General features: G+C 41.7%; 3 protein-coding genes. All 3 read right to left on the reverse strand.

Going from position 1 to position 2,532, the window contains the following annotated elements; translation table 11 throughout:
* Positions 1–776 precede the first annotated feature (776 nt).
* The 3 genes from Q4561_RS19660 to Q4561_RS19670 all read right to left on the reverse strand — a co-directional run bounded on the left by Q4561_RS19660 (position 777) and on the right by Q4561_RS19670 (position 1,915).
* Positions 777–1,058: a putative quinol monooxygenase gene (locus tag Q4561_RS19660; protein WP_303462953.1), complete on the reverse strand. Its 282-nt coding sequence runs from the start codon at positions 1,056–1,058 to the stop codon at positions 777–779.
* Positions 1,059–1,209: 151 nt separating this feature from the next.
* The gene (locus Q4561_RS19665) at positions 1,210–1,413 is read right to left on the reverse strand and encodes a hypothetical protein (protein WP_303462954.1); all 204 of its coding nucleotides are present in this window, start codon (positions 1,411–1,413) and stop codon (positions 1,210–1,212) included.
* 139 nt (positions 1,414–1,552) lie between these two features.
* Entirely contained in the window at positions 1,553–1,915 is a 363-nt protein-coding gene (locus Q4561_RS19670) for a hypothetical protein (RefSeq protein WP_303462955.1), read from the reverse strand.
* Positions 1,916–2,532 lie beyond the last annotated feature (617 nt).

Raw genomic sequence — 2,532 nt, forward strand, 5'->3', positions numbered from 1 at the left:
GCATACGATTGATTATTAACACAAACAAGTAAAACGACTGTGCAGTGATGGTTTTGATTTGACTGAAGCAAGCTGCCTTTGAACTTGCAAATACAATGGCGCTTGCTGGCCTAGAAGAAGAACTTGGCGATAAAGCGCCTATTGCACGACCTTTGAAGTTAATGCGGCGAAGTTAAAACCACCAAAAGCCAGAGCGATGCTAATGAAAGCAGATAAGGGTAGTTGAACTGGTGTTTTTATAAAGCCAAACGCAGTTAAGGCTGACGCCTTCTAACTTTAAGCTAAGGGGCGCAGATGCGTGGGGCATAATGGCGAAGCCGCCCCGCGTGTATGCGTCCCAGCGACCGAAGGGAGAGACTTAAGCGCTTTGTTAGAAGCAGAGCCTGTTCCGTTGGCCTTATTAAAAACTAATAAAGTCAGCATACGATTGATTATTAACACAAACAAGTAAAACAACAATGCAGTGATGGTATTGATTTGACTGAAGCAAGCCGCCCTATGAGTTACCAAGTGCAATGGTGCTTGCAGAATTTAAATAATAACTTGGCGATAAAGCGCCTATTGCGCAACCTTTGAAGTAAGCGCGGTGACATTAAAACTACTAATGCTTGGGCGATGTTTGAAACAACAGGTGAGGGTGGTTGAACTGATTATTTACTAAACCAATAGTAGTTTAGACTGACGCCTTCTAACGCCCACATAAGCGGACTAAACTTTGTTGAGGAACGAAACATAGCCCGCTGTTTTTGTTCCGATTTTATGTTCTTGTTATACGTTTAGTCACTACTACTTATTTGATAATGTCTTTCTACGTTTTTAGTTACATCACCCCATTTAGATGATTTAACTCTAGCTTGATGGATATCAAAGGCTGTTTGATTGATGAACTCTTCGTAAACAATAAATTTATTGTGATTGTTTTCATCAGGTGTGACAGTAAAAGTTAAACAACCAGCCTCTTTTAATGTGAGACTTTTATGTGTCACCAACTCTCGTTTTATTACCTCAAGATCTGAATCGGGTACGACTATAAACCCTTGCAATATAACCTTTGCCAACACTGAACTCCTGAAACGTATAACTTTTAAATAAGGGGCGCTGACATGTGGGCTAAAATTCGAACGAAGTGAGCTAGCCTACATGTTTGCGTCCCAGCCCGCGCAGCGGGCGAACTTAATTTTTTTGTTATGTGCTGACGCAATTTAATAGTTACCTAGGCATTACAAAAAAGAAAGATAAAACCAATAAAAGTAAGACACTTATGGAGCTACCAACAAGCTTGCTGCTTGAATGCGATTTACCTCTAGCCAGCAGAGCTTTTCTAACAAAAACATGGCCTACTAATACTGAAGCTACGGCAATTAAGCTTATAGTAAGTACAAAATTGGTGAGCGAGTTAAGTGTTTCTTCCATGTCTAAAATCCTTTTTACTACCAAAGCACATAACTTTCCAATAACGGGCGCAGACATGTGGGGCATAATGGCGCAGCCGCCCCGCGTGTATGCGTCCCAGCGAACGTAGTGAGTGCGTTTATTGGCTTGTTAGGTGCGCTCACGCCAAGACCCCATTTAGCAGCATACTAGGCATAAAAAAGTAAAAAGCCAATAACCCCGAACTTGTAAATAGAAGTGCGGCGGCACAAAAAGAAGCTTGAACGAAGAAGACGGAAGGTTTAGCAGATGCACTACGCCTAAAAGCAACTATTGAGGTTTGTAAACACTCTTTAATTGCTTGGTATTTTGTTGAGAACCAAGAAATAAGGGGAGCTAGACCAGCAAAAACTAGAGCAAATGCGACTTCCACACCGCCTAATTGAACTAAGAAGGCTATCTCTGGTAAAACTGCCGCCGCAACAACCATTGCGATACCGATAACTGCGCGTTGTAGATTAGTTAATTCATTCCATGATTTCATAATTTTTCCTTTTAGCACCTAACACCAAATTAAGCGGCGTTGCCCGCTCTTGGCAATGTCCGCTTCAATTTCATTGTTATATGACGCCACGAAGACATTAGCTATTGGTGCTTGCAAAGCCTTTTGTATAGAAAAGCTATCGTGAAAAGAATTCCCATTTGTCATTCAAAGCCCCCATATTTGACCCGTCATTAAAAGTAGAAAAAAACAGATAAACACGCTAGCCAACGGCAGTAAAAACATCATTGGCAAAATAACTAACTCGCTCCACTTTTTCGTAAATGCAATACTCAGCAATGGGCATGTAAGCCATATGCTGGATGATAACAATAATGCCGCCGCCAACCGAGTTGATTCATTATTTGGCTCCCAAGTTATGGCTCCATACGAAAGTAGTAAGCAACTTAGGATAAGCCCAACCAACCAAAAATTTCTATGACCATTCACTTTAGCACGAACAGCTGACCAATAAATATACAAAATAACGGATGGAACGATTAAAAATAATGCTTCCGAAACACTCATACGTTCTCAGTCATATAACTTTAAGCTAAGGGGCGCAGATGCGTGGGGCAAAATGGCGAAGCCGCCCCGCGTATAGGCGTCCCAGCGACCGA

This window comes from Alteromonas sp. 1_MG-2023 (assembly GCF_030547075.1).
Taxonomy (GTDB): domain Bacteria; phylum Pseudomonadota; class Gammaproteobacteria; order Enterobacterales; family Alteromonadaceae; genus Alteromonas.